General features: G+C 66.1%; 20 protein-coding genes and 1 tRNA gene. 7 read left to right on the top strand and 14 right to left on the bottom strand.

Annotation, left to right across the window (positions count from 1 at the left end; translation table 11 throughout):
* Positions 1–44: 44 nt before the first annotated feature.
* From RHOSA_RS24005 to RHOSA_RS0104715, 7 genes are all read right to left on the bottom strand, one after another.
* Complete coding sequence (locus RHOSA_RS24005) at positions 45–959, bottom strand: NifU family protein (protein ID WP_051431802.1); 915 nt, start codon at positions 957–959, stop codon at positions 45–47.
* Positions 960–1,177: 218 nt separating this feature from the next.
* Positions 1,178–2,377: an acetylornithine deacetylase gene (gene argE / locus RHOSA_RS0104690; protein WP_037255720.1), complete on the bottom strand. Its 1,200-nt coding sequence runs from the start codon at positions 2,375–2,377 to the stop codon at positions 1,178–1,180.
* Positions 2,378–2,438: 61 nt separating this feature from the next.
* Entirely contained in the window at positions 2,439–3,884 is a 1,446-nt protein-coding gene (locus RHOSA_RS0104695) for a TrkH family potassium uptake protein (protein WP_027287769.1), read from the bottom strand.
* 181 nt (positions 3,885–4,065) lie between these two features.
* Complete coding sequence (gene folE / locus RHOSA_RS20490; protein WP_037257296.1) at positions 4,066–4,671, bottom strand: GTP cyclohydrolase I FolE; 606 nt, start codon at positions 4,669–4,671, stop codon at positions 4,066–4,068.
* A gap of 195 nt (positions 4,672–4,866) precedes the next feature.
* Complete coding sequence (gene apaG / locus RHOSA_RS0104705) at positions 4,867–5,259, bottom strand: Co2+/Mg2+ efflux facilitator ApaG/CorD (RefSeq protein WP_027287770.1); 393 nt, start codon at positions 5,257–5,259, stop codon at positions 4,867–4,869.
* A gap of 229 nt (positions 5,260–5,488) precedes the next feature.
* A complete protein-coding gene (locus RHOSA_RS20495) occupies positions 5,489–6,214 on the bottom strand; it encodes an ATP-binding cassette domain-containing protein (protein WP_244880607.1) in 726 nt (241 codons plus the stop codon).
* A 2-nt stretch (positions 6,215–6,216) separates the two neighbouring features.
* The gene (locus tag RHOSA_RS0104715) at positions 6,217–7,971 is read right to left on the bottom strand and encodes an ABC transporter permease (protein WP_081728471.1); all 1,755 of its coding nucleotides are present in this window, start codon (positions 7,969–7,971) and stop codon (positions 6,217–6,219) included.
* A 393-nt stretch (positions 7,972–8,364) separates the two neighbouring features.
* Between RHOSA_RS0104715 and RHOSA_RS0104720 the strand changes: the two genes are divergently transcribed.
* A complete protein-coding gene (locus RHOSA_RS0104720) occupies positions 8,365–9,030 on the top strand; it encodes a hypothetical protein (RefSeq protein WP_027287772.1) in 666 nt (221 codons plus the stop codon).
* Between the two features lie 311 nt (positions 9,031–9,341).
* A tRNA-Gly gene (locus RHOSA_RS0104725) sits at positions 9,342–9,417 on the top strand.
* A gap of 440 nt (positions 9,418–9,857) precedes the next feature.
* On the opposite strand, the gene RHOSA_RS24010 is transcribed toward RHOSA_RS0104725, so the two are convergent.
* The 6 genes from RHOSA_RS24010 to RHOSA_RS0104755 form a co-directional block, all read right to left on the bottom strand.
* Positions 9,858–11,885 (bottom strand): methyl-accepting chemotaxis protein, encoded by a 2,028-nt coding sequence (locus tag RHOSA_RS24010; RefSeq protein ID WP_051431803.1) that lies wholly within the window; start codon positions 11,883–11,885, stop codon positions 9,858–9,860.
* 608 nt (positions 11,886–12,493) lie between these two features.
* Positions 12,494–13,774 carry a TRAP transporter large permease gene (locus tag RHOSA_RS0104735; protein WP_027287773.1) on the bottom strand — a complete coding sequence of 427 codons (1,281 nt, stop codon included), beginning with the start codon at positions 13,772–13,774 and terminating at the stop codon, positions 12,494–12,496.
* A 6-nt stretch (positions 13,775–13,780) separates the two neighbouring features.
* Positions 13,781–14,317 carry a TRAP transporter small permease gene (locus RHOSA_RS0104740; protein WP_242468883.1) on the bottom strand — a complete coding sequence of 179 codons (537 nt, stop codon included), beginning with the start codon at positions 14,315–14,317 and terminating at the stop codon, positions 13,781–13,783.
* 7 nt (positions 14,318–14,324) lie between these two features.
* Positions 14,325–15,320 carry a C4-dicarboxylate TRAP transporter substrate-binding protein gene (locus RHOSA_RS0104745; RefSeq protein WP_027287775.1) on the bottom strand — a complete coding sequence of 332 codons (996 nt, stop codon included), beginning with the start codon at positions 15,318–15,320 and terminating at the stop codon, positions 14,325–14,327.
* Between the two features lie 114 nt (positions 15,321–15,434).
* Positions 15,435–16,517, bottom strand: coding sequence for an Ldh family oxidoreductase (locus RHOSA_RS0104750; RefSeq protein WP_027287776.1), 1,083 nt, complete (start codon positions 16,515–16,517; stop codon positions 15,435–15,437).
* Complete coding sequence (locus tag RHOSA_RS0104755) at positions 16,514–17,257, bottom strand: SDR family oxidoreductase (protein ID WP_027287777.1); 744 nt, start codon at positions 17,255–17,257, stop codon at positions 16,514–16,516. Before RHOSA_RS0104755 ends, RHOSA_RS0104750 begins: the two co-directional genes overlap by 4 nt.
* A gap of 240 nt (positions 17,258–17,497) precedes the next feature.
* Between RHOSA_RS0104755 and RHOSA_RS0104760 the strand changes: the two genes are divergently transcribed.
* The 5 genes from RHOSA_RS0104760 to mdoH all read left to right on the top strand — a co-directional run bounded on the left by RHOSA_RS0104760 (position 17,498) and on the right by mdoH (position 24,012).
* A complete protein-coding gene (locus tag RHOSA_RS0104760; RefSeq protein WP_027287778.1) occupies positions 17,498–18,268 on the top strand; it encodes an SDR family NAD(P)-dependent oxidoreductase in 771 nt (256 codons plus the stop codon).
* Positions 18,269–18,324: 56 nt separating this feature from the next.
* A complete protein-coding gene (locus tag RHOSA_RS20505) occupies positions 18,325–19,380 on the top strand; it encodes a GntR family transcriptional regulator (RefSeq protein ID WP_051431804.1) in 1,056 nt (351 codons plus the stop codon).
* A gap of 130 nt (positions 19,381–19,510) precedes the next feature.
* Positions 19,511–20,830 (top strand): MFS transporter, encoded by a 1,320-nt coding sequence (locus RHOSA_RS20510; RefSeq protein ID WP_051431805.1) that lies wholly within the window; start codon positions 19,511–19,513, stop codon positions 20,828–20,830.
* A gap of 440 nt (positions 20,831–21,270) precedes the next feature.
* Entirely contained in the window at positions 21,271–21,777 is a 507-nt protein-coding gene (locus RHOSA_RS0104775) for a hypothetical protein (RefSeq protein WP_211234258.1), read from the top strand.
* A 114-nt stretch (positions 21,778–21,891) separates the two neighbouring features.
* Positions 21,892–24,012, top strand: coding sequence for a glucans biosynthesis glucosyltransferase MdoH (mdoH, locus tag RHOSA_RS20515; protein ID WP_081728474.1), 2,121 nt, complete (start codon positions 21,892–21,894; stop codon positions 24,010–24,012).
* A gap of 34 nt (positions 24,013–24,046) precedes the next feature.
* Here the strand turns inward: mdoH and RHOSA_RS0104785 are convergent, their stop codons facing one another.
* Positions 24,047–24,619, bottom strand: coding sequence for an acyloxyacyl hydrolase (locus RHOSA_RS0104785; protein WP_027287780.1), 573 nt, complete (start codon positions 24,617–24,619; stop codon positions 24,047–24,049).
* Positions 24,620–24,695 lie beyond the last annotated feature (76 nt).

Below are 24,695 nucleotides of genomic sequence, written 5' to 3' on the forward strand. Positions count from 1 at the left end.
AGCGTTTGCGTGTGGAGGCCGCGCGACAACTTTGGCGCGCGCCGTCACGCCACCGGCGAGTCGCCCCCGCCCATGCCCGGCTGGAAGTAGGGGTTGGTGCCGTTGGCGTGGTCGGTGACGTCGAGGATTTCCTCGACTTGCGGCACGTGGCGCTTGATCTCGTTCTCGATCCCCTGCTTCAGGGTCACGCTCGCCATGCCGCAGCCCTGGCAGCCGCCTTCCAGACGGACGTAGACGCGGCTGCCCTGCACGTCGATCAGGGTGATGTGCCCGCCGTGCCCGGCGACCGCCGGGTTGACCCGCTCGTCCAGCACCTGCTTGACCGCCTGGCCAGCTTCGGTGCGCAGGCCGGGGCGCACGATCGCGTCCTGGTAGTCCTGGACCTTCTCCACCTCGGGCACGTAGTGGCGCAGCATGTTCTCGATCTGCGAGAGCATGGCGTAGGCGCTGCCCTGCAGCTTGAGGTTCAGCGTGCCGCCGACCATGGAGTGGAAGGCGACCTCGCCGCCGGTCTGCTCGATCGCCGGCTGGATGCGCGTCTCGATCAGCTCGGTGACCTGCTCGATCAGTTCGTCGTCGGCGTCGGAGACGGGTTCCGTGCCCTCCTGAACCGCGTGGCCGGGATCGCCGGCCGCGCCCTCGGCGCCGTTGCCCGCGCCCTCGGCGCCCGCAGGCTCCTCGATCACCGGCTGGCCGGAGGTGAAGTGCTGCATGATCCCGGCCAGCACGTGCGGCTTCAGGGTCAGCCAGTCGGCGTTCGGCGCCTTGGTGACGGCGACGCTTTCGCCGTTCAGCTGCACGCCGCGCACCTGCTCCTGCTCGAACAGTCGGGCGGCGAGCGGCGACCGGCGCGCGGTCTCCGGGCTGTCGAACGCGATCGGGCCCTCGGGATAGACCTCCCGGCCGGGCACGAACTCGATGGTGTCGGGATCGTTGGTCGCCTGCGTCTGAATGAACATCTCACCCTCCGCGCCGAATGTGTGTGCCGGCGCTCTTCTCTGCCTGCCGCCGCGCGCCCTGGATGCCGGCCGTCAGCCAGCCGGGCGCGCGGGTGATAAATACCCGAGTGGGAAGGTAGGTGGCCGCTGGCGGATAGGGAAGGGGGAGCTGGTTTACCGATCCGTCTCGACTGCATCCCTGGAGGCGGCACCGTGCCGTGCAGCTCGTGCGCCGCTGATCAAGCGATCAAACCCCGCAACACCCTCACACACCGCTCCAGCTCATCCGCCTCGATGAACTCGTCCGGCTGATGCGCCTCGCGGATGTTGCCGGGGCCCATCACGACCGTGGAGAACCCGTGGGTCTGGAAGACGCCGCCTTCGGTGGCGTAGGAGACGACTTCCGTGTGGTTGCTGCCGGTGAGGTCGCGGGCGAGGGCTTCGGCGGCGCCGCGACGGTCGGGCGGGACGCCGTCGGCGGCCGCGTTGGGGCCGGTTTCCGGGGCGAGGGCGACCGCGCCGGCGCGCGGCACCGTCTCGATCGTTGCGTCCGGCGCGGTCGCCTGCAGGCGCGGCAGCACGGTTTCGCGCGCGAAGCGGTCGAGCGCCTGGACGTACTGGGCCGGGTCTTCGCCTGGCAGGGTCCGGCATTCCCAGGCGAAGTGGCAGCTGCCGGGGATGATGTTGAGCGCATGGCCGCCCTCGATCGTGCCGACCGAGAAGCTGGTGTAGGGCGGGGTGAAGGGACAGTCCGCCGGCGCGGTCTCGCGCGCCCGGTCGGCCAAGCGCTGCAGCTCTCCGATCAGCGCGCCCGCCGCCATGATCGCGTTGGCGCCCAGCTGGGTCTGGCTGGAATGCGCTTCCTTGCCGGTGACGGTGGTGTCGTAGCCGTTGATGCCCTTGTGTGCGATCACGAGCTGCATCTCCGTCGGCTCGCCGACGATGACGCCGCGCGGCGGGGCGATCGCACCGTCGGCCATCTGCTTGATCATGTCCTGGCAGCCCACGCAGCCGACCTCCTCGTCGTACGAGATCGCGAGGTGAATGGGACGCGTCAGCCCGGCCGCCGCGAACTCCGGCACCAGCGCCAGCGCGCAGGCGAGGAAGCCCTTCATGTCCGTGCTGCCGCGTCCGTAAAGGCGGCTGCCGCGCTGGGTCAGGGTGAACGGGTCGCTCGACCAGCTCTGGTGCGCGGTCGGCACGACGTCGGAGTGCGCGGAGAGCACCACGCCGCCGTCGACGTTCGGACCGATCGTGGCGTACAGGCTGGCTTTGTCGCCCTGCGCGTTCGGTACCCGCGTCGCGGCGATGCCGTGGGCGGCGAGGTAGTCCTCGACGAACGCGATCAGCGCGAGGTTGGACTGGTGCGAGACGGTGTCGAAGCCGACCAGCTTCGCCAGCATCTCCGTCGGCGTGTAGCGTGGACCTTGGGTGCTCATACCCTCCGGGGTACGATGGTTCGCGGCCGCTGTCGAGGGATTAAGGGGGCGGTGCCGCCGCTCACCCCTTCCAGAAGCTGGGGGCGAACATGATCAGGACCGTGAACAGCTCCAGCCGGCCCAGCAGCATGCCGAAGGAGAGCAGCCACTTCGCTTCATCGGGGAGGCTGGTGAAGGTGCCGGACGGGCCGATGATCGGTCCCAGGCCAGGGCCGACGTTGGAGATCGCGGTGGCGGCGCCCGAGACGGCGGTGACGAAGTCCAGCCCCATCAAGCCGAGCGCCAGGGCCAGCACGGCGAAACTCAGGGTGTAGACGAAGAAGAAGCCCATCACCGACTGCGCCACCTGATCGGGGATCGGGCGGTTGTTGTAGTACGGGATGAACACCCCGTGCGGCTGCATCAGCCGGCGGATCTGCACCCGCGCCTCAGCGTAGACGACCTGGAAACGAAAGATCTTGATACCGCAGGTGGTCGAGCCGGCGCAGCCGCCGATGAACATCAGGATGAACATCAACACCACCACGAACCCGCCCCACTGGCCGAAGTCCGCACTGGCGTAGCCGGTGCCGGTCATCACCGAGATCACGTTGAAGGTGCCGTGCCGGGCGGCGTCCGCGCTGGTGTAGAAGTCGTTGCCGACCAGGAAGGCCGTGGTGATCGCCGCCGCGAAGGCGAGGATCGCCAGCATCCAGCGCACCTGTCCGTCCATCAGCATCGCGAACGGGTTGCCGCGTATCGTGCGCAGGTACAGCACGAAGGGCACCGAACCCAGGATCATGATCAGGCTGGTCGCCCACAAAATGCCGTGGCTGTCCCAATGGCCGAAGCTGGCGTCGTGGGTGGAGAAGCCGCCGGTGGCGATCGAGGTCATGGAATGCGCGATCGCGTCGAAGCCGCTCATGCCCAGCAGGTAGTACAGCACCGCCGCGAACACGGTCAGCAGGATGTAGATGCCGGCGATCGCGGCGGCGACTTGAGCGGCGCGCGGCAGCACCTTGTCGGCGTCGAACGCCTCGACCCGGAACAGCTGCATGCCGCCCACGCGCAGGATCGGCAGGATGGCGATCGCCATCACGACGATCCCGATGCCGCCCAGCCACTGCAGCATCGCCCGCCAGATCAGGATGCCCGGCGGCGCGGTGTCCAGTCCGACGATCACGGTGGAGCCGGTCGTGGTGATCCCGGACATCGATTCGAACACCGCGTCGGTGAACGACAGGCCGAGTTCGGAGAAGGACAGCGGCAGCGCGCCGAACAGGGCGATCGTCGCCCACGCCCCGGTGGTCATCACGAACGCCTGGCGGATGTTGAAGCTAGCCCAGCCGGTGCGCGTGGTCAGGATCATCGACACGCCGGCGAACACCGTCACCGCTGACGAGGCGATGAAGACTTCCCAGTCCCGGTGGCCCAGAATCAGGTCGACCGCTGCCGGTACCAGCATCGCCGCTGCCAGGATCGACAGCAGTACGCCGATCACGAAGGTTACCGGCCGCAGGTCGATCATCGTGGGCGGTCCAGGTCAGTTTGGGAACTTACGCGCGTTCTTGGCCCCAAACAGGCGCAAGGATGAGAGAATAAGGGGGCTGCCGGCATGGCGCTTGGGCGGTGTCTCCCCCTGATCCTCTGAGCCCACGTGGAAGCGGAGGGAGCCGCCGCGACGATCTGCGAACCGGCGGGCACCGCGCTCACCCGTGGTGTAGTCCGCCGCCATGCCCGATCAGGGCCAGGAACTCGCGCCGGGTAGCATCGGAGGAGCGGAACATCCCCAACATCCGGCTGGTCACCATGCTTGTGCCCGGCTTCTGCACGCCCCGGGTGGTCATGCACTGGTGCTCCGCCTCGATCACCACGGCGACGCCCTTGGGCTCGAGGACATCCTGGATGGCGTTGGCCACCTGAGCCGTCATCTTTTCCTGGATCTGCAGACGCTTGGCATAGGCATCGACGACCCGCGCCAGCTTGGAGATGCCGACCACGCGCCGGTCGGGCATGTAGGCAACGTGCGCCTTGCCCAGGATCGGCGTCATGTGGTGTTCGCAATGGCTGGTGACCCGCACATCGCGCAGCACGACCATCTCGTCGTAGCCCTCGACCTCCTCGAAGGTTCGCTGGAGGATTTCCAGCGGGTCCTGGCCGTAGCCGACGAAGAAGTCTTCGTAGGCGCGGGCGACGCGGGCGGGCGTATCGACCAGCCCCTCGCGGGCGGGGTCGTCGCCGGCCCAACGCAGCAGCGTGTCGACCGCCGCTTCCGCCTCCGCGCGGGTGGGCAAGGGCACGCCGCAGGCGTTCAGCGCGCCGCCTGCGTGGCTGTCGCCGCCAGAGTTTTGGGGGGTGTCATCGGACGCCGAAGGGGTCCGGGAAGTTTCGGATGTCTGATCGGTCACGGCTTCGCCTGCGCAATCCGTCGATGAGCCTGTCGTGAGCCACCTCGCATGGCGGCGGCGCGCCGGCCCGGGCGCATCAACGGCGCGCGGCCAGCGCGGGCGTTAGTTGAGTTGCACGGGCTGGTGCGGGCTGTCCAGGGAAAAGGCCGGAATTTCGACGTCGAAACGCTCGCCGCTGCGCGTCTCCATCTCGTAGCTGCCAACCATGATGCCCGATGGCGTGCCGAGCGGGGTGCCGCTGGTGTATTCAAACGACTCGCCGGGATCGAGTACCGGCTGTTTGCCGACCACGCCGGAGCCACGGACTTCCTGAATCTGCCCGTTGGCATCGGTGATCCGCCAATAGCGGTTGATCAGCTGGACAGCGACCTCGCCGACGTTCTCGATCTTCACGTGGTAGGCCCAGACGTAATGGTCGTCGGACGGTGACGACTGATCGTCCAGATAGTAGGGCTCCACGGTGATGCGGATGTCCTGCGAGGTGTGGCTATACATCTTATCCATCGGCGTGTCGGTGGTCCGGGCGGCCTTCGTCGGGCGCGCGAGCTGCACGTGCGCGTCCCGACGAAAGTAAGTTGCCCGGGGGCGCGCTGTCCGTGTCGCGTCGACCGCGCCTGTATAAGCGCCCAAAGCCCACTTGTCCAAGGATCGCCAGAGTGTGGTGAGACAAGCGGCGTGGGTGCAATGCGCCATCGTCCTATCAGTGTTGGAGCCCAAGAGACGATTAGTCGCTGTGGTGCGCGCCACCGACCAATCGAGGACCATTTTCCGGCGTGTGGCCCAATTCCAGGATCTTTCCGCCAGCCGCCCGGGCATCGTCCGGGTCGTGCGTGACCAGCAGGATCGGCAGCCCACGGGCGTGCGCATGTTCGAATACGAAGCGCCGTAGACGTCCGCGCAACGCCGTGTCCAGCTTGGAGAACGGCTCGTCCAGCAGAAGCGCGCGCGGCTCCGCCAGCAGAGTGCGCATCAGCGCCACCCGGGCGCGCTGGCCGCCGGACAGGGTGGCTGGGTCGCGGTCGCCGAAACCTGCGAGTTCCGCCTCGTTCAGCGCGGCCTCAACCCGCTGGCGGCGCCAGCGCTTGCTACGGCCCGGCGACAGCCCGAAGGCCAGGTTCTCGGCCACCGACAAATGCGGAAACAGCAGGTCGTCCTGGAACAGGATGCCGATCCGCCGCGTTTCCGGCGGGTCCGCCGTGACGTCCACGCCGTCGATCCGCACACGGCCGTATGCGGTGAAGCCGTGGGGCAGCGTACCGGTCAGGAAGGCCAGCAGGCTCGACTTGCCGGAGCCGGACGGGCCCATCACCGTGACCACCGTGCCGCCTGGAACCGACAGGCTGATCGGGCCGAGCAGCCGGCGGCCGGCCAGGTCGATCGCGGCCGAGTCGACCGCCAAATGCCGGCGACCGGCCGTGTGCTCGAAAGCGTTTTGGGGCTCGTCGCGCACGCTTATCCCTCCAAGGCGCGGCGGTTGCGGAATAGCCAGGCGGGCAGGGCGATCGCCGCAGCGAACAGCGCCAGCGGCAAGAGCGCCTGCAAAAGGGCGAAGACCCCCGCGATCCGCCGGTCGCCGCCGCCGGCCTGGGCGACGGCTTCGGTGGTGAAGGTCGCGAACCGCCCGGCACCGGCGAACACGGTCGGCAGGTACTGCGTCACCGAGACGGCGAAGCCGACCGCAAAGGCGAACAGGATCGGCCGTGCCAGCATCGGCAGCTTGACCCGCCAGAACACCCGGCCCGGCCGGGCGCCCAGGCATAGTGCGGCGCGCGGATACCGCGGGTCGAGCGCGCGGTAGGCATCGGCCAGCGACAGAAACAGATAGGGCAACACGAACAGGAGGTGGCTCCACACCAATGCGGGCCATGTTCCATCCAGCCCGGCGCGCACGGCCAGCACCTGCGCGCCGAACAGAAAGGATACCTGCGGCACCAGCAGCGGCAGGTAGAGCAACCAAAGCGCCCGGCCGGTCGGGTGGGTCTGGTTGCGTTGCTCATTCTCTAGACAGCCGAGGGTGAGCAGCAGCGCAATCCCGGTTGCCGCCAAGCCGCAGATCAGCGTCGTGCTGCCGGTCAGCCAGATGGTGTCGAGCTGTCGGGTCCAGTTGTCCAGGCGCCAGCTTGTGGGCAGCGCGTCGGGATAGCGCCAGCGCCCAGTCAGCGACCAGACCGCGAGCACGACCAGCCCGGCCAGCGACAGCAGCTGGACGCTCACCATGGCGACCTTTGCCGAGGCGCGCGCGACCATCGCCGGTCCGCCGCGGGTCCCGGCGGCGATCCAGCGCCGGCCCAGGCGCATGATCCCCCGCTCCAAGAGATTCCAGGCCAGGATCGCGCCGGCGACCAGCAGCAATTGCAGTGCCGCGCCGGCCGCGCCGACGAAGCGCAGCATCAGGTCGGGATCGTTGAACCAGCGGAAGACCTGGACGGCCAAGGGGGGCGGTGTGCCGGGACCCAGCACCAGCGCCACGTCGACCACCGACAGCGAGAAGGCAAGCACCGCGTAGATTGGCAGCCGGATCTGGCCGTAAACTGCCGGCAGCACCGTCTTGAGCCACGCCACCACCGGCCCGTAGCCGAGCGAACGCGCCACCGCGAGACGCTTGTCCGCGCGCGTCTGGTCAAGCGCGGCCAGCGTCATCAGCAACAGGTAGGGCACTTCCTTCACCACCAGCGCAGCCGCCAGCGCGAGGCCGTAGGGGTCCTGCACGCTCGCAAGTGCGGGGGGCACGCTCCAGCCGGTAAGCCAGGGCGAGACCAACCGCGCCGCCCAGCCGCTGGGGGCGATCAGGAATGCGAGCCCGATTGCGACCGCGACGTGGGGAACCGCCAGCAGCGGCGCCAGAAAACGGCGCACCCGCGCCATCGTGCGCGTGCCCTGCGCGGCGGCGACGAAGCCGATAGTAATGGTCAGCGATAGCGCGGTTGCCAGCACACCGCTGGTGAGTGTGAGCCGCACACTTGCCCCCAACCCCGGCGTCGCCAGCAGCGTCCGCCAATGCTGCAGCGTCAGGCTGTCGCCGCCCAACGCCGGGAACCACCCGAACGCCGGTAACCAAGTGTAGACCAGTCCGGCACCGATCGGCGCCAGGAACAACGCCAGGGCCGTTACCGGGAAAACCCGCAGCCAGGCGTCCTCCGGTCGGCGTACCGCCGCAGCCGCCGCGGGCGGCGTTAAGCCGGTCAACTGGCGTGGGGCAGTGGTCATCGTCTCTCCACATGGCACGCGTCTGAAGTAGTGAAGCGCAAGATGACGCCATAGCGCTCACAAGGGCACGCCGCTTGGTTCTTCAGACACGCAGGCTCTGGGTTCCCAATGGATGGCGATCTGGGAGACCTAACTGGCCCTTTGATCAGGATCGTCCCGGTAGCAGATGGCTGACGGAGATCGTTGCTGCGCTCACGGCGCTTTTCCGAGCATCCACCGTCGCAGGATTTGACAGAATCTCCGGCCAGCCGTCCATACGCTGTCGGCCCGCTTTACATCGCTGCCGAAGGCGTTTGCGCATTCGTGTTGTTTCAATGGCTTGAATAGTTGGCACGAAGCTTGCGTGCAAGTTGGTATCAAGGGCTAGCGCCATGCAACGATGGAGAACACACAATGTTTAAGCGGAAGACGTTGACGGGCGTGTTCGCGGCACTCGCGATCGGGGCTGTCATGTCAGTTCACGGGGAGGCAAAAGCTGGCCCCGTTATGAGCTTCAACCTGTCGAACGCTGTCGATCAGGAAGTGGTCTTTAGCCCCGGCGGTTCTTTCAGGTTCGAGGATGAGACGGGCGGGAACGACGACTTCCAGATCACTGGGCAGACCGGTGGTACGGGTGGATTGCTAGGCCTCTTTGGTGATTTGGACGGCACCTTCACTTTCGCTGATCCCGCTGGTGCGTCGTCTGTCGCCGTTGCGACTTCGGGGGGTGAATTTACCGTGAACGACGGCACTGATGTCCTGACCGCGGACATGGTGATCTTCACCCTGGAAGAGTTGGGTGGTCCCTTCGGTGGGGTTCTCGGCGAAATCCTGTTCACGAGCACGACCTACGCCGGCAGCAACGCCGACTTGCTCGATATCGCGAGCCGGATCGATAGCCCGCTCAGCATTTCCTTCCAGGTGGGCACGGGCGTGGAGTTGGATGATCTGTTCAACTCAGGTGGTAGCTTCAGCTACTCGGGTACGGTTATGCTGGTGCCGGTTCCCGCGACTGTGGCGATCTTCGGTCTAGGCCTGTTCGGCCTTGGCTTAGCCAGCCGGCGGTTTAGCAGAGCATAATAGAGACTGGGTAGCGCCGTCGATCCGTGTATGCGCCCATTGAAACCGAAAAGACGCGAGTTGAAAATACCTTACTTAGCGGCGGAAGGAGACGACACCTTCCGCCGCTTTATTGCGTAGCGTTCTCCGATCGGTCTGTGTCAGCCGGCGTGTTGATCGGCGGTCGAAACTATCGCCGTGTCACTCGGCCAATATAGCGCGAGCCGACAGGGGTTTCGGAAGAAAACAAGGGCATTGCTAGAGACTAGGGTAGCCCGTGTTGCGAGCTATTGAATGTCCGCTGGCTTTCGTCTAATTCTCTCAGTTGTGATGCGGGTGTAGCTCAGGGGTTAGAGCACTAGCTTCCCAAGCTAGGTGTCGTGGGTTCGAATCCCATCACCCGCTCCACTAATCCTGCTGATGCAGGCGTTGGCAGCAGCCAAAACTGGTCTTTTCCTTGGGGGCACGTGGCGCCCTGCTGGCATCGTGTCGTGTAGTCGGCCTGTCGGTGGGCAGGGCCTTGCGCAATTAGCATTTTCGACACGCCCGCAGGCGGTTCGAGCTTGGTTGAGCGCTGGGTCACCGTCGTTCCGAGAGTATTAGCCCACCGAAGAAGATCGGCGAGACGTTCCAGGCCGTCCTGTGCAACGCGTCTTTGTTCGTAGCGGCGTTGCAGCACGAACCTGTCTCAAGCCGCTAAAGCCCTCTCGGCGACCTCACCGCACGCGTGAGACGGGCACAGAGGCCTGCCGATGAGTCTGGCTCTCGCAGATGGCAGACCGGCGCGGTGTAGGTCGCCGGTCTGCGCATCGTTGCGGGGCAGCGACGTCGGGTGTGCCAGCCGGTGCTCAGGCGGCCCGGATGCTGTCGAGGAAGCTGGATACCTCGCTTTTCAAAGCATTGGACTGCTTCGAGAGGGCATCGGCTGCCTCCAGAACTTCGTGCGCGGCCGATCCGGTGTCCACGGCCGCCTCGCTGACGCCGCTGATGTTGCGGGTGACTTCCTGCGTGCCGGTGGCGGCTTCCTCCACGCTGCGGGCGATTTCCCGGGTCGCGGCTCCCTGTTCCTCGGCCGCCGAGGCCACCGATTGGGCAACTTCATCGATCTGCTCGATGGTTGTGGCGATGGTTTCGATAGCCTCCGCCGCAAGGTCGGTTTCGCGTTGGATTTCGTTCACCTGCTCGCGGATTTGGCCGGTCGCCTTGGCGGTCTGGCTCGCCAGCGTCTTCACCTCGTGGGCGACCACCGCGAAGCCCTTTCCGGCATCTCCGGCACGGGCCGCCTCGATCGTGGCGTTGAGGGCGAGCAGGTTGGTCTGCTCGGCGATCTCGGAGATCAGCTCGACCACCGAACCGATCTGATCCGCTGCGGTCTTTAGGCTGTCGACCCGCTGACCCGTGGTCTGGCTTTGCCGGCGTGCTTCGCCGGTCATTGTCGAGGCATTGGCGGCTTGCTGGTTGATGTCATCCACCGAGGTCGACAGCTCGCTGGCCCCGCTCGCCACTGTCTGGACATTCGACGAGGCTTGCTCGGCCGCCGCGCTGACGGTTTGTGCCTGTTTTCCGGAACGGTCGGCCATCGTACTCAGCGACTGTGCCGTCGCGTTCAGTTCGGTGCTGGAAGAGGTCACTGCGTCCACCACCTCCTGAACGCTTTGCTCGAAGCTGGCGACCAGCTCGCGCAGCCGTTGCGCCCGTTCGGCTTCTGCGGCCTGACGTTCCTTTTCGCGCGCCTCCTGGGCTAGCTGTTCCACCAGGGCTTCCCGGAACACCTCCGTCGCCCGGGCGACGGCGCCGATTTCGTCCTGGCGATGGGTCTCCGGAACCGCCTGATCGGTCTTGCCCTGGGACAAGGCGTTGATCGCGTGGGTCAGCGCGCCCAGCGGGGAAACGACCGACCGCACGACCCGATGCATCGTCACCGCGGTGATCGCAAGCAAGGCGATCCCAAGGCCGAGCGTCTGGATCAGCGACCAGGTTTTGGCTTCGGAGCGGGCCGTCATCGTGGCGGCCAGCGCATTGACCATGTCTTCCTCAAGGTCGCGCAACGCGTCGATCCGGCGTGAAGAGGCGGCGAACCAGGTTTGCGGGTCGACCGTCGTCTCGTGCGTATAGCCAGCTTGAACCGCCTGCTGCGACAGTTCGGCGACCTGCTGTCCCGCGGCACTGTCCTCGATCTCCTGAAGCTGTGCCTGGAACCGGGGTTCGGCTGCTGCGCGCAGCACGTCCAGATAGGCGGCTTCCCGGGCCCGCAGCGACAGGAACCGGCTGTGCGTCTTGGCATCGAAACCGCTGGCGAAACCGGCGGACCCTACCGCCCGCTGGATGCCGGCGCGCTCTTTCGCTTCGACCAGCCCCAGGTAAGCCGTCGTCTTCTCCGAAGTGCCCGTGCCGACCGTGGTCCGACGGAGATTCTGTAGGACCCCGATCAGGCTGCGTACGATCTGCGTATATCGTTGCGCGACCTCGCTTGGCGCGTAGATCTGCCGGTCAACATCCCGTCTTAGGGCGGCAAGGTCACGCAGCCGGGTTTTGACGGTCGTCATCGTCCCGTCGAATTTCCCGTCGCCCGCTTCCGGGAGCTGCGACAGCGCCTGATCGGTTGTGTCGCGCTGCGTTCGCAACTGCTGGCCGAAGCGCGCGCCCTCGCTCGCCGTATAGCCCACCGACATTCCACGTTCGCGTTGCAGGTGGTGCACCGCATCGCTGACAGGCGGCATCGCCTGGGTGAAGGCAGAGACGGTTTGCGCCTGGGTTCGGGCATTCAGATTTTCGACGGTATAGAGGCTCAGGACTCCCAAGAGGCCGATGAATGGGATGGCAGCGGCGAGCGCGAGACGTTGACCGACTCGCAGTTTCTTGATTTGCGAAAGCAAGATGCTTCTCCAGCTAGGCGCGTATGGCGTGTGCAGAAGAAGGCGCATCTTTCGTTTAAGTTTTAGTAAATACTCCTCATCCTTGATCAAGATCACATGAGACCTTCATCAAAATAAATATTAATACTTGTTTCATGATAATAAAAACAAAATTCCTAGCCATGTAGTCTGGAATATGCAAAAGCAAGCTGAGGGCGTCGGGGAATCCCTCCGAAGCAAGCCGTGGCGGCGGTATATGAATTGAAGGTGCGCCTGAAAACACACTCTACGGAACACGATTTTGCCGGGCGCAGGCGCTGTTGGGGCTAAGCAGCGAACGCGATCAATGCTGCCGTTCATCATACACGGACGCATCGCTTGGCAGTGCTGTCTTTGATCCTGAACGCCGGGGCTGTTTCGCGCTCGGCTAAGAGGACGCGCGCTCACCCGCGGCCAGGATCATTCTGATGCAGGACATATGTTTGGTCGGCCCGTGGGTGCGGCGGTGTCCCCCATCTGTGGGCCGGGGCTGGAAGGCGACTGGCCACCGTCCAGAATTTGCCGCGCTTCCGCGGCTTGGACCGCTGCTTGTCTTTATCGTTGGCGGGCCGTTTGTAACTCTATTGTGCTTAGCCAAAGATCAGGTTCGGCAGAAACAGGACCACGCCTGGCAGGAAGGTCAGGGCGAGGGTGGTCAGCGCGATCGCCAGGAACAAAGGCAGGGACTCGCGGGTGTAATCCCCGACCGGGCATTTGAGGATCGAGCAGACGGCGTACATCGCGGCGCCGACCGGCGGGGTGAAGTTGCCCACGGTCGCCGCGATGATGAACACGATGCCGAAGTGGACCGGGTCGCCGCCCAGCCGCTCGATCGCTGGCAGGAAGGTCGGCGTCAGCATGATGATCAAGACCGTCGCATCGATGAAGAAGCCGGCCGCCAGGGTGAAGATCGCGATCACCACGATCGCGAGGTAGAGCTGTTCGGTCGCGCCCAGCATCAGACCGGCGATCAGGTCGGGTACCTGCTGGAAGATGATGCCGTAACTGAAGATCGCGGAGAGCGCGATCAGGAACATCACCGAGCCGATGTCGCTCAGGCTGCTCTCCATGGCATCGAAGAAGGTGCCCGGCTTGAGTTCGCGATAGATCGCCACCCCGACGATCAACGCGTACACGACCGCGAAGGCCCCGATCTCGGAGGGGGTGAAGACGCCGGTGCGCAGCCCCAACAGTAGGAATACCGGGAACAGTAGCGCCCAGATCCCCCGGCGCAGGCTGGTGCCCAGCTCGCCCAGGCTCGCCCGCTCGGTGCGTTCCGGCTGGTAGCCGCGCCGGCGGGCGGTCAGCCAGATCGACGACGCCAGAGCGGCCCAGAGCAGGAAGGCCGGCACGAACCCTGCGGCGAATAGTCGCCCGATCGATACTTGGCCGATGGTGCCGTAAAGGATCATGCCGATCCCCGGCGGGATGATCGGCGTCAGCACCGAGCCGAACGACAGCACGCCTGCGGTGAAGCCGCGGGCAAAGCCGCGGCGGATCATTTCCGTGCCGATTAGCCGCGACTGCATCGCTGCGTCCGCGATCGCCGATCCGGACACGCCGCCGGTGAGCGCCGACAGCACCACCGACACCTGGGCCAATCCGCCCTTCAACCGGCCGGTCAAAACCGTCGCCAGGTCCAGCAGCCGGGACGTGATTCCGGAGCGGTTCAACAGGTTGCCGGCCATGATGAACATCGGCACGGCCAGGAGCGCGAAGTTCTGCGTCTGCGAGATCGTTTCCTGCACCGGGATGGTGAATGGCAGACCGGGGTGCTGCAAAAAGAACAGGCTGCCTGACACCCCGATGGCAAAGGCGACCGGCATGCCCATCAGAAGCAGGACGACGAAGGCGAGCGTGACGATCAACATGGCGTATTACGAACCCGCATCCGCCGGATCCGGGCGCAGCAGCCCGTCATTCTGGAGCGCGCGCCGGATCTTTAAAACGGTCGTGACCAGAAGCAGCAGCCCGCCGACCGCCAGGCTGGAGGTGACCCATGAGTAGCTGACCCCGGGGATACCCTGGAAACTGCGCGCGCGACTGACCCACGCCAGCCAGGTGCCGGCGTAGACCACGTACCCCAGGAAACCGGTTATGATCGCGTAGTTCAGGTACAGCAGAACACGCTGCATGCGGCGCGGTACCCGCTCGGTCACCAGGTGGATCGACATCAGTGCGTCGTTCCGCCAAGCGATATCCGCGCATAGGAAGCACGCCCACGCGAACAGGCAGGACGCCAGGTCGATGGTCCAGTTCTGCGGCGCTTGCAGCATGCGTGCCACGCCGCCAGCGAAGATCAGGGCGACCATGAGGATCAGGAACAGCCCGGCGAGAAGCGCCTCGACCTTGACGAGGGCGGCGTAGAAACGACGCATTGCCTGCTTCGCCGGGCTGACCATCGGGATGGGCATCAACCGGCTACTTGCCGATTTCTTCCTGAACCTGGTTCTTGGCGTCGAGCACGCCCAGGGCCTCGTACGCGGCCTCGCCGGCCTTCCGGAAGGCCTCCTTGTCGACGTCCTCGACGATCGTCATGCCGGCTTCTTCAAGCTGCTGCTTGGCCTCCTGGCTGGCCTGCTGCAGGTGCTTGGAGGTCTCCTGGCCGGCCGCCCGGCATTCCTCGACCAGCGCGGTCTGGTAGCTCTCGGGGAGCTGATCGAACCAGTCCGCACTCACGACCTGGAAGTTGATCAGCAGGATGTGACCGGTCTCGTTGGCGTAGTCCAACACCTCGTTAAGATTGGCGGCCGTAATGTTGGGATAGACCAGTTCGGCGCCGTCGATGGCCCGCTGCTGCAGGCCGGAATAGACGTCGCCAAAGTTCATTGCGGTCGCCTCCGCGCCCAGCGCGTTGATCGACTGCTGCCAGATCGGTGCCGGCGGCGTGCGGATGCGTAGTCCCTCCAGATCGGCGGGTTCCCGCACGGGCTGGTTGGTGAAGAAGTGCCGGAAGCCCTGAACCCAGTCGAAGCAGACGACCTTCAGGCCGTAGTCTTCCGCCAGGGTCTGCTGCCATGTCTGCATGCTTTCGGAGTCGGCCAGCGCGTACGCCTTGTCGAGCGTCTCGACGAAGTACGGGCCGTTCACCACGGAGATTTCCTCGACATAGTTGCCAAGGCGGGCCGCGTCGGTGTTTTGGCCGATGTTGGCGCCCTGGCGCATCTGCTCGATGATGTCTTCTTCCACGCCCAGCTGCGAGCTGTGGTAGACGGTCATCTGCAGGCCGCCGTCGGTGCGCTCCTCCACGCGCTCGGCCCACTTTTCAAAGCCGGCGTGGAAGGGATGCTTGGGCGACAGGACGTGATTGAACCGCAGCGTATAGGTCTCGTCTTGCGCCATTGCTTGCGGCGCGGCCGCGACGGTCAGTCCCAGCGTCAGACAGATGGGACCAATCCAGCGGGTCGTCTTGACCATGTCTGTTCCTCCATGAACGGTGCCTTCCCAATCTCCAAGGCTGCTTAGGGCAGCTTCTTGTTCGAGCGCCAAGCGCTTGTCGGCACGATGGCCGGTCAGCCCGGCTGGTCCGGACTATCCCTCCACGGGAACCGGGCTCGACAGGCCGAACCGTTGGGCAAGTGTCTGGAATGCTTCGGCCGTGACCGGGTCCAGTGGAACGCCGGCGGTATCGCGGCGGTCGGCTTCGGCCCATTCCCGGTCGCCCGGCGCCATGACCCGGGCGCTCGAGCGCGCCGGCGAGGCACGCAGCGCGTTCAGGTAGCGGCGCATGCCGGCGTCGAAGGTCGCGCGGTCGACGAATGCGTCCGGTCGCAGGGCGAGGACGAAGGCTCCCAGGCCGCGGGGCGTGCTGAAATCCGGCCCGCCCATGGGCGCGATCTCGAAACTCAGGTTCATGCCGGTCACCACCGCGCTGAGCACCTCGATCATGCCGGCGAGCCCAGCGCCCTTGAAGCCGAAGGCCCCTCCCAACGGCGCCAGCATTTCGGCTTGGTCGGGATCCCGAGTGTCTTCCCCGTGCGCGTCGGAACAGGTTTCCGCCGGCAGTTCCTGGCCCAGGCTGCGGTAGAGCTGGACGCGGTTATAGGGGATGGCGCTGCTCGCCATGTCGAGCAGCCAGGGGCGCTGCTCGGCCAACGGCACGGCGCAAGCGATCGGATTGGTACCGTGAAAGCGGGACGCCCCATCATGCAGCCGCACGAAGCTGTCCGAGTTGCACACCGTGACGCCGATCATGCCGGCGTCCGCGGCGGCCATGGCATAGGCCCCGGCGGGTCCGAAGTGCGAGCTGTTGCGGATGCCGACCGCGCCGATCCCCTGAGTCGATGCCCGGTCGACGGCACGCGCCATGGCGGCATAGGTGGCCCGCGCCCCGTGTGCGTCATCGGCGTCCAGGGTCGCGACCGCGCCACCGCCATCGTGGAACGCAAGCTGGGGGCGCGGGTTGACCCGTCCCCCGGCCATGGCGGTGACGTAGTGGTTCAACAGCCGGACGCCGTGACTGTCGACCCCAAGGCGCGAGGCGTGCAGCATCGCCCGGGTCGCCGTCTCGGCACTGGCATCGTCGGCGCCCGTTGCGCTCAGCACATCCTGGCAGAACCGCTCAAGTACGGGCAGCGCGACGCGATGCGATGTCTCGTTGGCAGGGGGTGTCACAGCGTCTGCCCCCCGTCGACCGTCATCACCTGACCGGTGGTAAACGCCGCTTCGTCGCTTGCAAGGTAGAGCGCGGCGGCGGCCATCTCCTCGACACGGCCGAGCCGGCCCATCGGTTGCCGGGCGTTGAAGGCGTGTCGCGCGGCCTCGGGGTCGTCGCTGGCCTGGATGCGCGCCTCCAGCGACGGCGAGTGTGTGGTGCCGGGGCACAGGGCGTTGACCCGCACGCCGCTTGCAATGACGTCGCGGGCGACCGCCTTGGTCAGGCCGATCACCGCGGCCTTGCTCGCCCCATAGGCCGCCCGTTGCGGCACGCCGGTCACCGATGAGGCCACGGAGGCGACGTTGATGATCGATCCGCCGCCGCGCTCGAGCATGGCCGGCAGGGCCGCCTGAATGGTGTGGAAACACGAGGTCGCGTTCTGGTCCAGGCTGCGCTGCCAGTCCACGGCTTGGCAGTCGAGGATGCTGCCGTTGTGCACCCATCCGGCGCAGTTAACCAGGACATCGAAGGGGCCCATCGCCTCAATTGTGCGATGGACAGCCGCGCCGTCCGTGACGTCTAGCCCGACGGTTTTCGTGCCGGGGGCGAGGTCCGGCAAGTCGCGCATCTTCGATTCCGTGCGGCTGGTCGCCACGACCTGCGCGCCCTCCGCCGCGAACGCCAGCACGATCGCGCGGCCGATGCCTTGCCCCGCGCCGGTAATGAACGCCCGCTTGCCAGCCAACCGGTCCGCCATGCCCTGTCGTCCCTCCCCATTTTTGCAGAGGCCCCGGTCGGGCCAGGTCCGCCGCGCGCTGTCCCACGCGCTTCGGTGCCGCTGCGTTTGGATATCCGCAGTTATATGTCTAATGTGTACACTATACATCGGGGCGTCGCTAAGCAATAGGACGCCAGTCCCGGTCGGCGATGCGACTGGTGCGGTCCGGTCCGAGCCCGCATGCTTGCAGCACGACAAGGATAAATGGGGAGCAATGGCATGTTCACGATGGACGAATTCGCCCTGACCGGTCGGACGGCGCTGGTCATCGGCGGTACTGGCGGGATCGGGCGGGAGATCGCACTCGGCTACCAGGCGGCCGGCGCCACGGTGCTGGTGGCGGGCCGCAGCCAGGACAAGCTGGACGCGATGGCGCGCGAGCTTGGCGGCACGGGCACGCCGCCGCTCACCTATGCCACGGACGTGCGCGCGGTGGACGGACTTACCGCGTTGGCCGACCGGATCGGGCAGGATCACGGGGGCATCGATCTGCTGGTCAATTGCCAGGGCACGACGGTGATCAAGCCGGCGGTCGAACTAACGGAAGCGGACTACGACACGATCCTGGAAACCAACCTGAAGAGTGTCTTCTTCGCGTGCACCACCTTCGCGCAGCGGATGCAGCGCCAGGGGGGCGGTGCGATCATCAACATTACCTCGCTCGCCGCCCACTCCGGCTGGGCCAACGCCGCCGCCTACGGCGCGAGCAAATGGGGGGTCGCCGGGATTACGCAAAGTTTCGCTGCCGAATGGGGGCAGTCCGGTCTGCGCGTCAACGCGATCGCCCCCGGCTTTTTTATGACCGAACTGAATCGGGAAAAGATGTCCGACGAACGCAAAGCGGAAGCGCGCCGGCGGAGCGCGCAGCAGCGGATGGGCGACTTGTCGGAGCTGGTCGGTGCGGCTATTTTCCTAGGCTCCGATGCGGCGCGCTTCGTAAACGGCGCCACCCTCCGGGTCGACGGTGGCTACCTCGCTTCCGGGATATAGGCCCGGCATTTGGCCGGCGCCCCGCGCGTCCGATCGCTTTCAAGCAAGGGCGACAGATGCCGGCCAACCATCCGCCATCCGACACGGTCGGTGGAGAAGCTCGGGTACGCGGGACCGTTCCCCGGCTGTATCAGCAAGCGTTCGACGAACTCGCCCGCCAGATCCGCGATGGGATATCTGTGCAAGGCACACGCCTGACCGAAGCCGGCGTGGCGAGCCAATTCGGTATCAGCCGCGCGCCGGCGCGCCGGGCCCTGGCGGAGCTCGCGCGCTGCGGCTTCGTCGCTAAGGCCGACGGTCGGGGCTACGTCGTGCTGTCGATCGAGGATGCGGGCAGGGCACCTGCTGACCCGGGCGTCGTCCAGACGGCCCGGACGCCGTCCGACGCCGCGGCCACCGCCGATGGGACGACGCGGCTGGCCCCGCCCTCCAGCTGGGCGCGCATCTACGACGACGTGGAGCGCGAGATCGTCGCCCGCATCGCGTTCGCGAGCTGGCGCGTGAACGAGGCGGCCATGGCCCGCCACTACCGGGTCAGCCGGACGGTCACGCGGGAAGTGTTGGGCCGTCTGCAGCAACAGGGCCTGATCCGCAAGGATGGACGCTCCCGCTGGTACGCTCCGGCGTTGACGCCGAAGCATGTGGGCGAACTCTACGAAGTGCGCGGGCTGCTCGAACCGGTCGCGTTGGTCAAGGCGGCACCGTTCGTTCCAGCGGATTTCCTGGCAAGCATGCGCGCGCATCTGGAACACGCGCAGACGCATGCCAATGCGGTCACCGGCGCGACGTTGGACGCGCTGGAGACGGAGATGCACGTTCAGCTCCTCGGCTATTGCGATAACCCGACGCTGATGCAGGCGATTGATCTGCAGCAGTCCTTGCTGATCGCGCACCGCTTCCTCTACCGCCAGACGTCGCGTCTGTTCGAGGGCGAACCGTTCCTGCCGGAACATTTGGAGATCGTGGACCGGCTTGAACGCGGCCGTCCGGACGCGGCCGCCGAGCAACTGGAACACCATCTTCGGGTCTCGCGTGATCGGGCCCTGCACCGGATCGATGCCATTAATCAACAATATGAGCCGGACGGCCTGTCCTATTTGGACAGGCTATAGGGGCGGTTGGCCCGCCGATCCTCAGGCGCCATGCGTCCTTTCAAGGGGCCGGATGCCACGCTGGCCGTCGGAGGGTGTCGGCTGGTAAAGACCGGGCATCCGCTCCACCCGTTTTCCGGCAGGTCCGCCCATGGCTGTACGATCCGTCCCCGGCGCCGGCGATACGACCGCCAGTGCGGCGTTGCGTATCTGGGCGCTGCTGTTCGGTATGGCGGCGATGCTGGCGGGCAATGGGCTGCAGTCCAGCCTGCTGGGCCTGCGCGCCGACGTGGAGAATTTCGGCGGGACGGTCACAGGCCTGATGATGTCGGGCTATTTCGTCGGCTTCTTCGCCGGTTCGATCCTAACGCCCAAGCTGATCCGGCGGGTCGGGCATGTGCGTACCTTCGCCGCGCTGGCCTCGCTCGCGTCGATCGCGATCCTGATTCATAGCGTCCTGGTGCTGCCGTCCGTCTGGACGGTGATGCGGCTGGTCACGGGGTTCAGCTTCGCCGGGCTGTACGTGGTCGCGGAAAGCTGGCTGAACGACAGCGCCAGCAACGCGCTGCGGGGCAGTTTGCTCGCGGTCTACATGATCGTCAGCTACCTCGGTCTCGGGGCCGGGCAGGTGATGCTGAACGTGGCGTCGCCGGACGGCTATGCGCTGTTCATCCTGTGCTCCGTCGTGATTTCCTTCGCGCTGATTCCGATCTTGCTGACCGCGGCCCCGCAGCCGGATGCCTCGGCGCCTTCACCGCTCAGCGTGCGCGCGTTGATCCGGATTTCGCCGCTGGGCATGTTCGGCTGCTTCGCTACGGGGATCGCGAACGGCGTGATCCTGGCGATGGCGGCCGTCTATGCCCGGCGCGTCGGTCTGGATGTTGGCGGGGTATCGGGGTTCATGGTGGCGATCGTGCTGGGCGGCGCCATTTTGCAATGGCCGATCGGCAAGTTGTCTGACCTGGTCGATCGGCGGAAGGTGATCCTGCTGACCGCCGTTCTGAGCGCGGTCGCGCCAATCGGACTACATCTCGCCGCCAGCGGGTCGTTGAGCGCGTTTCTCGTTGCTGGTGCGGTAACCGGAGGCCTTGCGCTCAGCCTGTACCCGTTGTTTCTGGCTTATACGAACGACTGGCTGGAGCCCCGCCAGATGATCGCCGCCAGCAGTACACTGGTGCTCGCCTACGGGGCAGGAGCGATTTTTGGTCCGTCCGGGGTGGGCTGGTTGATGGATCGTTTCGGACCCCTAGGTTTTGCCGCCTATCTGGCGGCCATCCACGTGGCGATTGCCCTGTTCACGCTCTACCGCATGACCCGTCGCGCCGCTCCGGAGGCGCAGGAAGACTATGTGATCGGCCCCGTGCAGGCGTCCCCGACCGGAGCCTATTGGGCGGAAGCCCTGGTCGAGGAAGAGTCCGACCAGGACTCAGCCGAAGAGTCATCGGACCGGTCGCGCGGCACCGGCCGGTAGCTCCGCGAGGTCCGATTGCGTCCGATGGCCGTGGCGCGGCAATGAGACGCAGGCGCTCACGGTATGTGTGTGGGCGGGAGTCACGCAAAAGAGGTGACAGTTTTCGGGTTTTGCCCTGGCGTGGCAGCTTTCTACCCCGTTGGAACGGGCAATGCTGTGTAGATAAACGGATACCTTGTGACAGGGATGGTGCGCGGAGGGGCTCTGGGCGTACCTGCTAGATACGCCCGGAGGTCGCCTGAATTCGCAGTTTCCTGGGCTGTGGCAGGAATAACACGGACTCGCCACAAGACATCTTCCGTGCTCCTCGCCACGTTTAGTACAGCCGAGACCACCGGTCCGGCCGGCCGGCAGATTGGGGGTCGCTGGGGTCTCCGACAGAGAGCGCGGCATGGCGGCCGGCGGGCTCAGCGCTCACTCGAGAGGGGATGGAACAAACCGTGGCTTTCGAACCGACGACAGCAGAACACCTTCCCGTCACCGCCGGCGAACCGGCCGGCGAAGAGGTTGAAGATCGCCGCCTGTGGGAATGGGTGGTGCGCTACGCACCGGCAGACCGGCCAACTCAACGTGCCCTCTACCGCGCGTGCCATGATGCGCTGAAGGAGGTGCGCGTCGACGCCCGCGAGCCTGATGGCGGCCGCCTGATCCCGCGTGTGGTCGAACGCACGCTGGACCGCTATCTGGCGCGACTGTTGGGCACGGCGGAGCCGCGCAGCCGCCGCGAGCGGGCGAAGATCAAGGTGCTTGCGATGACGCAGCGCCGGGCCCCCGTGTATCGCCCCGCCCCCATCCAGAGCGTGACTCCGCTCAGCATGGCCGGGCCCAATCCGCGCAACAGTCCGATCGCGGCGAACACCGATACGGTTGCAAGCCGTCGGCGCATTCCGGCACCGCTGCTGCCGCCAGAGGCGCCGTTGGACATGCCCGAACAGGATCTGAGCTAGAGAAAACGCGCGCTGAAGGCCGGCACGGCCTTCGCCTGATATCTCTTCTGCTCTGGAAAGCGCGGGCATGCCAGCAATGTGCGTGACCCCACCCAGCCAGGCGAAAGGCCTGTCATGACGACAACCGACCCGACAAGTTCCCCTGCCAGCATGATCACGGCGGCGGCGCCCCCCGCTGACGGTCCTTCCAGCGGACTCGCAGCCCGGCTGGGCCGTGCCGTGATCGCGCTCGCTATCCTGCTGACGGGGGCTGTGGGGACGGCCGTTCTGGTCGACCGGTTGGGCACTGGGGGGCTTGATGCGGTCGAGATTGCCCTCGTGGTGCTATACGCGGTGTTGATCCTGTGGATCGCATCCAGCTTCTGGTTCTGCTTGGTGGGCGGCATTTGGTGGCTGAACCAGCGCCGACTGACCGGCACGGCTGCGCAGCACGTCCCGGAACCGGATGCCCGCGCGATTCCGGCGACGCCCGATGGGCGTGCGCGCACCGCGGTCCTGATGCCGGTTTATAACGAGCCGGCGGACCGCGTTTTCGCCGCCATGCAGGCGATCTATGAAAGCGCCCGCGCCGCCGGGGGGCTGCATCTATTCGACTTCTATGTGCTGAGTGACTCGACCGATCCCGAGCATTGGGTCTGGGAGGAGCGTTGCTGGCTGCATGTGACCAGTGAACTGGACGCCGACGGTAAGCTGTTTTATCGCCGCCGGCAGGACAATACTGGCCGCAAGCCCGGCAACATCGCCGAGTTCTGCCGGCGCTGGGGCGGGCACTACGACTACATGGCGGTGCTCGACGCTGACAGCGTCATGGACGGCCGCACGCTGGTCGAAATGGTTCGGCGGATGGATGCCGATCCCGGTACCGCGTTGCTGCAGGCGTGGCCGCGGCCGGTGAGTGGGCGTACCCTGTTCGCCCGGCTGCAGCAGTTCTCAGCGTCGCTGGTCGGTCGTCTGGTGGTGGCGGGGCTCGGCTGGGTCTCGGGCCGGGGCAGCACCTATTGGGGCCACAATGCGATCATCCGCGTTGACGCCTTCACGCAGTGCTGCGGCCTGCCCAAACTGAGCGGCAAGCCGCCGCTGGGCGGCGACATCCTGAGCCACGATTTCGTCGAGGCCGCGCTTCTGGTGCGTGGCGGCTGGGCGGTGCGGATTGCGCCCGACCTGGGCGGCAGCTACGAGGAAGCGCCGCCCAACATGCTGGAATCCCTGAGCCGCGACCGGCGGTGGTGCCAGGGCAACATGCAGCACTTGCGCGTGCTGTTCGCCCGCCGGCTGCATTGGATGAGCCGGGTCAACCTGCTGGTCGGGATCATGAGCTTCCTGTCCGCCCCGCTATGGGTGGTGTTCGTCACGCTGACGATCATCGAGGCGAGCAGCTCCGACTTCTGGGAGCGGATTTCGGCCGTGGCGGAGGTCACGACGCAGCCGATTGGCCCGTTTGGCATCGACATGCTCGCGGTGGTCGCTCAGGAGACGGAGGTGGTCAGCCTACTTGCGCTGGCTGTGGTATTGCTGCTTGGGCCCAAGCTGATGGGCGTTCTCCTGGTCGGCTTCGACCGCACCTTGCGGCGCAGCCACGCCGGTTTTGGGCGGCTGTTCGCCGGGCTCGTGCTGGAGGTCGTGCTGTCCGCGTTGGCGGCGCCGGTGATGATGGTGATGCACGCCCGTTTTGTGGTGGAGGTGCTGGCCGGCCGCGCAGTGAAATGGTCTGCCCAGCAACGCGATGCCGACCGGGTTTCCTGGGGAGAATGCTGGCGGGCGCACAGGGTGCCGACGCTGCTGGGCGTCGTGTTGGCCATCAGTACGGGGATTTACGCGCCGACGCTGTTCTGGTGGCTATCGCCGGTCGTGTTGGGTCTGCTGGTGTCCGTACCGTTGTCCTACATGATGGGGCAGGCGGACGCGGGCGCCTGGCTGCAGCGCCGGGCGTTGCTGACAACGGCCGAGGAATGCGAGAAGCCGGACGTGCTTGCGCGTTGTGCCGCCTTAGTTGCGGGGACGCCGGGCCTGGAGCGGCCTGGTCTGGCGCAAGCGATCGCGGATCCGTGGCTGAACGCCGTCCACATCGCGATGATCCCGCATTCCGACCGGCCGAGTCCGCCCAACCCGGCGCTCAAGGATGCGTTCGCGCGTGCCTGCCGCGATGGGCTCAACGCGCTCAGCGCGGAAGACTGGCGCTTGGTGCTCGCCGACCCTTCGGCCACCCGCGAACTGCATCTGGCGGGTGCGAAGTAGGAATAAGATGAGCCTGTGTTCGGAAAAGGGGAGGTTATTCCGCGAACAGCGGGCCGAAGCTAACGGTGTAGGTGGCCATCAGGCTATCGGATCCGGGATTTTCGTCGTGGAGGTGGGCGTTCGAGACGTGTTGCAGCGAGACGCCGACCAGATCGTCCCACGGCAGCCGGTAGCCGACGTAGAGTTCGCTCATGAACTCCAACGTACCGCCCAAATCCCGGCTATCACCCTCTTCCCAGACGGCGACGTTGGTGCCCGGCCAGATCACGATGTTCTCGAATGGCCGAATGTCGAGGTACAGGCCAACGTGGCCTAAGGCGCCGCCATCGGTGTTGATGCGGGCGCCGATCTGCGGGCCGACACCGCGCCAGATGTCGCCGGGCTCAGCGTCCATCGTCAAATAGCGAACGCCCGGCCGGTAGATGGCCCCAAAATCGACCGCTTCGTGCTCTTGATCGAAGACGTCGAACATGCCCACGCCGAGTTGTAGATGGTCGCGGGTGGGCAATGGCTCTGCGTCCTGGGCCACGACCGGGCCGGCGGCCGCGAGGCCCAACAGAAGGGTCAGTCCAAACGCCGCCGTGCGGCCTATCTCTTGCGCAGCCATTTTAGCCCCCGACACATCGATCCAAATGCGTGCCCGCCAGTTCCCCGCAGCAGGCCTGAACACCGCTTTAGCTTAA

It is taken from the genome of Rhodovibrio salinarum DSM 9154, assembly GCF_000515255.1.
GTDB lineage: Bacteria > Pseudomonadota > Alphaproteobacteria > Kiloniellales > Rhodovibrionaceae > Rhodovibrio > Rhodovibrio salinarum.

Excerpts from the sequence above, each read along its gene's own strand:
- RHOSA_RS0104785 (WP_027287780.1), bottom strand. The coding sequence starts at position 24,619 with ATGGCTGCGCAAGAGATAGGCCGCACGGCGGCGTTTGGACTGACCCTT.
- RHOSA_RS0104740 (WP_242468883.1), bottom strand. The coding sequence starts at position 14,317 with ATGCCCATCCCGATGGTCAGCCCGGCGAAGCAGGCAATGCGTCGTTTC.
- RHOSA_RS0104720 (WP_027287772.1), top strand. The coding sequence starts at position 8,365 with ATGTTTAAGCGGAAGACGTTGACGGGCGTGTTCGCGGCACTCGCGATC.
- RHOSA_RS0104755 (WP_027287777.1), bottom strand. The coding sequence starts at position 17,257 with ATGGCGGACCGGTTGGCTGGCAAGCGGGCGTTCATTACCGGCGCGGGG.
- RHOSA_RS20510 (WP_051431805.1), top strand. The coding sequence starts at position 19,511 with ATGGCTGTACGATCCGTCCCCGGCGCCGGCGATACGACCGCCAGTGCG.
- RHOSA_RS0104735 (WP_027287773.1), bottom strand. The coding sequence starts at position 13,774 with ATGTTGATCGTCACGCTCGCCTTCGTCGTCCTGCTTCTGATGGGCATG.
- RHOSA_RS24005 (WP_051431802.1), bottom strand. The coding sequence starts at position 959 with ATGTTCATTCAGACGCAGGCGACCAACGATCCCGACACCATCGAGTTC.
- RHOSA_RS0104760 (WP_027287778.1), top strand. The coding sequence starts at position 17,498 with ATGTTCACGATGGACGAATTCGCCCTGACCGGTCGGACGGCGCTGGTC.
- mdoH (WP_081728474.1), top strand. The coding sequence starts at position 21,892 with ATGACGACAACCGACCCGACAAGTTCCCCTGCCAGCATGATCACGGCG.
- RHOSA_RS20505 (WP_051431804.1), top strand. The coding sequence starts at position 18,325 with ATGCCGGCCAACCATCCGCCATCCGACACGGTCGGTGGAGAAGCTCGG.
- apaG (WP_027287770.1), bottom strand. The coding sequence starts at position 5,259 with ATGTATAGCCACACCTCGCAGGACATCCGCATCACCGTGGAGCCCTAC.
- RHOSA_RS0104695 (WP_027287769.1), bottom strand. The coding sequence starts at position 3,884 with ATGATCGACCTGCGGCCGGTAACCTTCGTGATCGGCGTACTGCTGTCG.
- RHOSA_RS0104715 (WP_081728471.1), bottom strand. The coding sequence starts at position 7,971 with ATGACCACTGCCCCACGCCAGTTGACCGGCTTAACGCCGCCCGCGGCG.
- RHOSA_RS0104745 (WP_027287775.1), bottom strand. The coding sequence starts at position 15,320 with ATGGTCAAGACGACCCGCTGGATTGGTCCCATCTGTCTGACGCTGGGA.
- argE (WP_037255720.1), bottom strand. The coding sequence starts at position 2,377 with ATGAGCACCCAAGGTCCACGCTACACGCCGACGGAGATGCTGGCGAAG.